5 protein-coding genes and 3 pseudogenes are annotated in these 8,227 nt (G+C 36.9%); 1 reads left to right on the top strand and 7 read right to left on the bottom strand.

The window, feature by feature from the left end; translation table 11 throughout:
- From RFX69_RS19060 to RFX69_RS19085, 7 genes and pseudogenes are all read right to left on the bottom strand, one after another.
- Positions 1–1,078, bottom strand: a pseudogene (locus tag RFX69_RS19060) (RHS domain-containing protein); the annotation flags it as partial.
- A 60-nt stretch (positions 1,079–1,138) separates the two neighbouring features.
- A complete protein-coding gene (locus RFX69_RS19065; protein WP_240369735.1) occupies positions 1,139–1,957 on the bottom strand; it encodes a PoNe immunity protein domain-containing protein in 819 nt (272 codons plus the stop codon).
- On the bottom strand, positions 1,929–2,303 hold the full coding sequence (locus RFX69_RS19070) for a hypothetical protein (RefSeq protein WP_025470068.1): 375 nt from the start codon (positions 2,301–2,303) through the stop codon (positions 1,929–1,931). The genes RFX69_RS19065 and RFX69_RS19070 overlap by 29 nt, the downstream gene beginning before the upstream one ends.
- The gene (locus tag RFX69_RS19075) at positions 2,240–3,196 is read right to left on the bottom strand and encodes a hypothetical protein (protein WP_240369734.1); all 957 of its coding nucleotides are present in this window, start codon (positions 3,194–3,196) and stop codon (positions 2,240–2,242) included. Before RFX69_RS19075 ends, RFX69_RS19070 begins: the two co-directional genes overlap by 64 nt.
- Positions 3,196–3,657: a hypothetical protein gene (locus tag RFX69_RS19080; protein WP_309169648.1), complete on the bottom strand. Its 462-nt coding sequence runs from the start codon at positions 3,655–3,657 to the stop codon at positions 3,196–3,198. The genes RFX69_RS19075 and RFX69_RS19080 overlap by 1 nt, the downstream gene beginning before the upstream one ends.
- A pseudogene (locus RFX69_RS19455) lies at positions 3,633–4,074 on the bottom strand (DUF2345 domain-containing protein); the annotation flags it as partial. The pseudogene RFX69_RS19455 and the gene RFX69_RS19080, both read right to left, overlap by 25 nt.
- A 74-nt stretch (positions 4,075–4,148) precedes the next feature.
- Positions 4,149–6,173 (bottom strand): annotated as a pseudogene (locus tag RFX69_RS19085) (type VI secretion system Vgr family protein); the annotation flags it as partial.
- A gap of 622 nt (positions 6,174–6,795) precedes the next feature.
- Here RFX69_RS19085 and RFX69_RS19090 point away from each other — a divergent pair.
- Positions 6,796–8,043 (top strand): serine hydrolase, encoded by a 1,248-nt coding sequence (locus RFX69_RS19090; protein WP_005129011.1) that lies wholly within the window; start codon positions 6,796–6,798, stop codon positions 8,041–8,043.
- Positions 8,044–8,227 lie beyond the last annotated feature (184 nt).

Genomic DNA, 8,227 nt, shown 5'->3' on the forward strand with positions numbered 1-8,227 from the left:
ATTCAGCTTTCCAAATAATTGAACCAGTATGGTCAGTCATTTCTTGCGGTGTGCCTAAATGGTCGCAGTGATAGAACCATACATCATCAAATTCTTTACCCTGTTTTTCAGTTTTCCAAAGCGGGTCACGGTGTATGTTATAAGGTCTATCTGACCAATCTGGAGTTTGATGCAATTCTATTGGAGTTAAATAAACAGCTTGTAGCATCGGTACAAAACTATCTTTTTCATAGATGTAATGCTTGGTCAACTGCTCTGTGGACTCATAAGCAAGCGTATCGCCATCCCATCCATAAATGATGTTCTGTTCTTGACCTGTATGGTGATGTTTACTCCGCTTTTGAATACGGCGGCCTAATGCATCATAGCGATATTCTACCGTATATTGACTATTACGGCTCTTCACCATACGGCCATAGACATCCCACTCAAAGTTTAAATCACCTTGACTCGTTTTTTGTCTTACGAGTTGTCCATAAGCATCATATTGGTATTGTTGATCTAGATATTCTTTAACTACGTTATTAACTAAACGGTTATAACCATAGTCTTTTTCTTCCGTAGTTTGTGAATAGCTTTGTGCCTTGTGACTATGATACGAATCTATAATGTTACTGGCGGGGTCAAAACTAAACGTTTCTTTTCCAAGTTTACTGCTCGCTTCAAGTAAACGCCCTATAGGATCGTACTTATAGGCAATATTGCCACGGCGTGTATCTCGAATTGCCGTTAGCTCACCTGTTTTATCGTAGTGATATAAGCGTTCAATCAATTGGTTGGTATGCTAGATAGCATTATTTTTAGTTTGGGCCTGATAACCTTTGTCATGCCCATTCAACATTAATTGCTGAGTTAAGCGGCCTGCTTCATCATAACGTTGTTGTTGGCTAAGACCATTTGCATAGTGGCGTAATGTCTCTCTATGTAAATCATCACGTTCAAAGCTAACAACATCTTCACCATTTAAAGCTACGCCATAGACATGTCCACTTCCATAAGTCAGCCAATCTATTTTCTGTCCATCTGGTCGAATAGTTGTGGTGCGATTATTTAATTCATCATAGACATGGTTCCAGACATAAAAAAGCCCATCAGTTAGATAGGCCATATATTAAAAAATCAAAAAAATAAAATATTATTAATTTTCTAGATCTAAATACCAAATCGTTTCACCCCAAGAGTTATCTTTAATTTCTGGCATAATTTCGCCCTGATTAAAATAACGTTTTTGCATGTCATTCGCTGGGCTATACCATTCTCCAGACTGTGGACAAGATTGACCTGCTTCACAACGTAAACGGTTAGCTTCTCCCTCTATATTTCCATGTTCATCTAGAACCATATACTGGCTTCGAGCATAATCAACTAAGTCTTTTGGATAGTATGGTTTATCTCGATAACTACTGTCATCTATTCGTAAAATAACTGTAATTGCTGCTGCCTCTAATGACCAGTAACCCGGAAACTGACTACTTTTATGACGATCATGATAAGGTTCTCTTTTACTTGCACCATACCATTCATCCATGTAAGCTGACATCAGAGCTGGACGGTGAGCTTCATCCGCCGTAAATACTTTTTCAAGCTTTCTATATGGAAGTTGTCTTAAATAGACTTCCGAGATTTCCCGATCTGGTAACCATGGAGACACTAGCTTATCCAGTAATGCATCTTGCTCATCATTTTCATAAGCCAGAATTTCCATAATTGTTTTTAAATGCTCAGGTTGAGCAAATAAAATAGAGAAACAAACTAACTGTAAAGCTTCCCAATATTCACTTGTAATTAATTCTAAGTGCGGTACTAAATGTCCATCACATTCTGAACTTTGATGAAAATTGATATGATGCTTTGCATAAAGCTGCCAATATTCCACTACCTTTGGAAAAAAGTCAGCAAGTTCTTCTACTGTTAGACCAGCAGAATAACTAAAAAAACACTTTTGAGGTCTCCGCACTAGTTGATCTTTTACCTAACCCTGACTGTTCATTGTACTCAGTCTTTCCATCAAAAATTTTACCAATCTCGCTCCGATTACCTTCAATAGCTTTAGCATCAGAATCTGTCATTCCCGCTAAAAAAGCAAAATGACCAAAAATGCTTCCCTTTGTTTCACCAACTAAATATTTACGACCTTTATGGCTTCCAAACCACAAATGATCTATACCAGTTTGGTTAATATCTTGTTTACGTATTCGGTCACCTGCTGCATTACGCTTTAAACGATCATGTTCTTCTATTAAACGTCCATTATCATTAATTTTACGTAAAGCTTTTCGTCTTTCTTTTGAATAGTAATCCACAATATGCTCAGCAGGCACCCCCGTAGACCAACGCTTTTTTTCGATTGTCTAATTTCTTGACTACGTTTTGTTTTATTAGCAGCAGAACTCTGAACAGTCGGAGCTTTGTCTTTTACTTGCTGCTGTGCTCCACCTCTTTGATGACTTGAAGGTTGTTGAGATGAGTTTTTTCCTCTCCCTGCAACTGTCGTCTGTCTAGGCGGAACTTGACGTGTCGTCTTAGCTGCTGCTGTACTCGGTAATGGTGGATGCATATTCAACATTTGATTAACTGTTTTTTGAATTTCTGCAAATGCAGAATTCATATATTTTGGAGCATCTTTTTTTACTTGCTGAAGCATACGAATTACTTCGTTTACTTTGGGTCTACCCATTACTTGTTTTGCCAACCAAGAATCTAGAACATCTACAAATTCATCGATCATTTTATTGAGTAAAGAAAGACATTTGTTTTTAAGTTGATTCCAATCCATTTCTTTTAATGCTTTTTTAGGATCTATCTTGGCATATTTACGCATAGCATCAAATACACGCTCTGCATTTGCACCACTTCTTGCAAGCTTAAACCCTGCTTTGAATGCATCTCCAAATCCAGAAATACATCCAATTAAAGTTATGACTAAATCTACCCATCCCATTATATTAGCCGGATTTGTAGCTACTAAGATAATCCCCTTAATTAAATCACGTAAATCAAATAATTGTCCTACGACAGGAACGCATCCTAAAATTGCTGTAACAATAATTTGACTAGGCCCCGTACCGCTCCCATCTAGTAAGCCTAAAAACCACTTCCCCACATCATCATCTGCTTTTTTTAACTGCTGAGGTGTTACTCTTTGTGTTACAGGTTGTTTAGTTGCTTTTGCTGGTACAGAAGGTAAAGTCGCCATTAAATATCACCTTCTTGATAACTACGCTCGGATTCAGCTTCGTCATCTGTTATATCTTGCGTATGCATTTCTTCAATTTCATCATCAAAAAAATTATCTTTTAGATAAGCATTGTATGTATCAGAAAATGTTGCCCTCGCAGATAACACATCTTCTTCAGTACGTATTTTTTGCTCAGCAATAGGATTTTTCAAAAGATCTATAAAATGCTCAGGTTTAACTCTAATATCTTCACCATATAAAACTTTGGCTTTCTTACCTAACTCGATATTGTCAATTTTAGCGTAACCATTTGCATCCAACATACCTTTTTTACTGGTCCCATCTTCAAATAAAAGTTCATATGTTGCTTGTTTTACAGGAGATAAATCTTCATAAACATAATTAAGCTCTATTGAACCCGTATTTTTTCCTATTGCTGGCAAAGCAGGCAAAGTAGCAGAAGCACTTCCTCCCTCCATAAACAAATGCTGCCCAGCCTTCACCTCAAACTTGCCACCAGTGACAGGAAAAATTCCCGAGCCATTAATCTTGATTTGAGATCCACCCGCCGTGATAACGATTTCTTTAGAAGCACTAATTTCAATTTTGTCTTCAGTTGAAATAATCTGAACAGCTTTACGGGCAATTAAATCAGCTTCATCGCCTTGCGCCTGTATTTCGACTTTACCTTTGCCTGCATACAGTCTCGCCCCTTGTTGCGCTGCAAAAAGGCTAATCTTATTTTAGGCATGTGCAATCAAGTTCTTTTGAGTAGACAGATTGATGCTATCTCCAGCACTTTGAGTGAGCTGACCATTTGTACTGAGGTGTATATCTTCATTACTACTTACAGCAATACTTTTTGGAGATGCCAGCAGCAACACTGCTGATTGAAACTCAGCAGCCTTTTTAGGATCTTCTTGTTTGAGAACTTCTAAAAAAGTCTGAATATTCTCAAGCATATCTAACGGGTCAGTTTGCTGATTTTTAGCAACTTCACTGAGTGCCTTGGCATTGTTGAGACCACCTTCGATTTGTTGCTTGGCCTCATTTGCATCAAGGTGGTCTCCTTTGGCATTATCCTGTTTATGGGTAGATACCAATAAGCCTTGCCCCGCGCGTAAAGCTCCCCATTGGTCCGTACGCAGTTCAAATCCTTCTCCGCAGTCTTCACTTTCCGCTTTATCTTTAGGATGGCTCAATTTCCCGAGATTCAACTGACTTGCACCATGACTGCTTTGTAGCTGGGTACTAATTTGTCCCGGGGTATCATCAAATCTAAGTTGCCCAAACCCACCACCTGAGACTTCTTTAGAACGGATATCACTCAGCTTTTTAGTATCAGGAAGCTTACCTTAGTTATCAAATTTGGTTGGATGGCGCTGGGCCTCATGAATTCGGCCCATTACAAATGGTCGGTCGATATCGCCATTAAAGAAGTCAATAACGACAATCTCACCGATACGCGGTAAAAACCGCGCACCATAACCTTCTCCAGCCCACGGCGTTAGAACGTCAATCCAAGCTGAATCGGTGTCATTGTTTTTGGTTCCTGCTCCACCATTATGGCTATGGTCATTACTACGCGTAAATAGGAAGCGGACTTTAATACGCCCCCACTCATCTACATAGATTTCTTCACCTTCAGGACCCACCACTTTTGCGCGTTGTGGATGAGTGACTGGACTATGAATTTGCGGGTTATAAGCTGGTGTTGTTGGAATATGACGACGTTGTAAAATCAGTTGATTCGCTTGGCGTTCATCACTGTTCTCGGGGTTTTGTATTGCCCAGTTACTTTGCGCCAATAAACCATTGATTTGATCATTCAGATCTTTAGGTAAGTTGTTCTGATTGAAAAAACTTTTAGAGATAATCAAAAAACTTCTATCTGTGCTTTCATGCTGATCTATTTCTGGATGTTCATTTAATTCGAAATAGTAGCCCACATAGGCACGTGAACTGTTGTTTGTGCAATAAACCGCTTAGCCTGTGCCTCGTAGTAATTGCGGAGGTTCTGGTTTAATCGTTCAACTTGTTGATTTCCAGATTTAGTAACCCCATCCTCACCCTTTAAGTCACCAATCCATGCAGGCGAATAGTTCCAAGCTTGCTCCAAGCCAAGTGTAGCATTGTCATAATGTTCACTATGCTGATGCTTACTTTGAACACTTCCAATCCCTTCTTCTTGTTCTAATATTTCTGCTTGCCAACGTTGTATATGCATAACGTTAGGTTGAAGAGAACGCTCGGCAGTTAAGCGAGTCATGCTGTCGTATTGTTCCACCGCACTACTACGGTGGTAACGAATCGTTTTACGGTCTAAAGGCTGATATTGACTATTGGCATCAATTAACCTGAGTTTCTGAGCTTGAATAGATGTATCTGTACTTGGAACAATATGCTGAGCTTCATCAATGAGCCAACTGATATTTTCACTACGAAGTAAGCGTGTAAGGAAATTCCAGTCACTTTCGTTATGTTGCATCACAAAAGGACGCACATCATAAGTTTGTGTTAGACCGCTTAAATCTAAACTTAAACTTGCAGCAAATAGCGGATTTTTAGTTTGCCATTCTTTAAATAGTATTTCCCATATCTCAACCACGCTTTTATTCATAAATACACGTGAATTACGGCGATATTTCCATAATGCAGTTGGATCTTCTAAGATCAGCTTATATAAAGTTAGACTTCCATCTGATTGGCCCTGTTGAGCATGAGTAATAATGCCTGTAACGCGAGTTAATTCACCTCGCTCCGTCACAATATCTACAGCAGCCTGAACACCAATAAAAGATTTAAGTTGAATCGTTGCATTTGTCGATAGGCATAAAAGTTCTGCTTTTAAACCATCATTGAGTGCATGTACACCATCAATTCTTTGCAGAAATACTTGGTCATTCAATATCGGAGACGTAAATTGAACATGAATAGCACGTTTCTGCGGGCTAATACCCAAACTATCTAAAACTTGATGAATACTGTTCAACATCTTTATATGACTAAATTATATTTTGCAGTATTTTATAAAATACATACAAATCTGTCTATTTCATTAGCAGTGAATTTTAAGTGTAAGAGACACTTCTTATCAGTGCATAAACAATATTTTCGAAACTTAAATATAATGAAAATAATGTTTAATTTTATATATTAAGCTTAATTTTTAGCTTATATTTTTTTTAAAATAAGATAAAGAATCTATTACTTAACAAGATAGAGGTAACAAAAAACAATACTTGTCAATCTTTTGTTTTTTATATTCTTTTTTCAAAATTAATTAAAAAATTTCTTATATCTATAAATCTAGGTAGAAAAATTCTTTTATTGAATGTTTAGTTTAAAATATTTATATATTTCAAAAGACTAATTAATTTAATCTTAGGGAAAAGAGTCATCAATATTGAGTGTTCTAAGTTGTCTGTAAACTTTATTGACAGCCATGTTTTTATAGTTAATTAGGGTTTGATAGGCGTGTGAATAGGTATTTTTAGTCTCGTAAATAGCTTTAGATAATAGATAGTTGAGTCCTGTTAAATTAGTATGTAAATAATAAGTACTTTAAAACTATTTCATAAAAACTGTAGATGAATCTGAATATAAGAGGACATTTAATGAAGAACTTTCTCACCAAGAAAATGTACGCAACTAGAGCTTTATTTTTTGCTGTAGGTGTTATGGCTTTGAATGTTTCCCCTATTGTTATTGCTACTACTCATGCAGCGACAGAACAAAAAATGGATAATTTATCGACTACACTTTCATTAATTTTTGCAGATAAACCCATAGAAGCTTCTTTATTTAGCCCTCAATTTTTAGGACAAGTTCCCATCACACAAATTCAAAAAATTGTTGATGATTTAAAAGTCTCTTTAGGCGCTCTTAAAAGTATTAATGTTTCAAATGGCTCTGGAACTATGGATTTCGAAAAAGGAGAATTACCCGTTTCAATTAGCTTAAATGAGCAAGGACAAATTAGTACTCTTTGGTTTAGTGCGCCTCATTTTAAGACAATAAGCCTAGACGAAATGGTTAAAGGTCTACATGAAAATGCAATCGGTAAAACCTCTCTTTTAGTTATTGTAGATAACAAGCCTGTGGTTGTAGAAAACGATAAAACCCCTATGGCTGTCGGTTCGACTTTTAAATTACTGGTTTTAAAAGCTTATGAAGATGCAATAAAAAAAGGCGAATTAAAAAGAGAAACTATTGTTTCTTTAAAAGAAAAGAATCGCTCATTGCCAACTGGAGTTTTACAAAACTTGCCTGCTGGTACGCCTGTAAATCTCGAACTTCTTGCGCAGTTAATGATACAAATTAGCGATAATACAGCAACCGATAGCTTGATAGAGGTATTAAAGAAACCTCATATAGAAGCGTTGTCACCTAGAAATTCTCCTCTGCTGACGACACGAGAGCTATTTCAACTGATTGACCCAAGTAATGAAAAGTTCAGAAATAAGTTTAAAACAGGAACAAAGTCGGCTCGTCTAAAAGCACTCGCTGAACTAGACAAACTGCCGCTACCAAGTGTGAGTAGCATTGGAAAATTGGCTACTTGGCAAGATGCTGAATGGTATATGTCAGCCAATGAGATTTGTCCTCTTCTTGAAAGTGTTCAAGATGCTCCTGCTCTGAACAGTTCTTTAAATCCACTTTTTAAAAATTTAAATTGGCAAAAGATTGGTTTCAAAGGTGGTTCTGAATACGGCGTGATTAACTTTTCCGTGATTGGAAAAACTCAAAAAGGCCATAAAGTTTGTGCTGTATTTACCGCAAATGGAAATGAGCCACAGCCTGAGTCAAAACTAGCCATATTATTTACAGGCATACTTCAAGCTGTTGATTCTATGAATCATTAAGAGTAAAAGCCCATCATGATTAGAAGGTTTTTTAGCACCTCCTTATGATGGGCTATTTTGATTTAGAGTTATTCAAAGAATAATCGTAAAAGTATTTTAATTAAACTGAACAATAGATAGAAATTCGCTATAAATATTAATCTATTTATAAAAGATGCTAAAAATGAACCGTACCGGGTTTGTC

It is taken from the genome of Acinetobacter sp. 148, assembly GCF_031196675.1.
Taxonomy (GTDB): Bacteria; Pseudomonadota; Gammaproteobacteria; order Pseudomonadales; family Moraxellaceae; genus Acinetobacter; species Acinetobacter baumannii.

What these genes read in the sequence shown, in the direction of transcription:
- RFX69_RS19075 (WP_240369734.1), bottom strand. Translation starts at nt 3,196, where the DNA reads ATGGCGACTTTACCTTCTGTACCAGCAAAAGCAACTAAACAACCTGTA.
- RFX69_RS19080 (WP_309169648.1), bottom strand. Translation starts at nt 3,657, where the DNA reads ATGGAGGGAGGAAGTGCTTCTGCTACTTTGCCTGCTTTGCCAGCAATA.
- RFX69_RS19090 (WP_005129011.1), top strand. Translation starts at nt 6,796, where the DNA reads ATGAAGAACTTTCTCACCAAGAAAATGTACGCAACTAGAGCTTTATTT.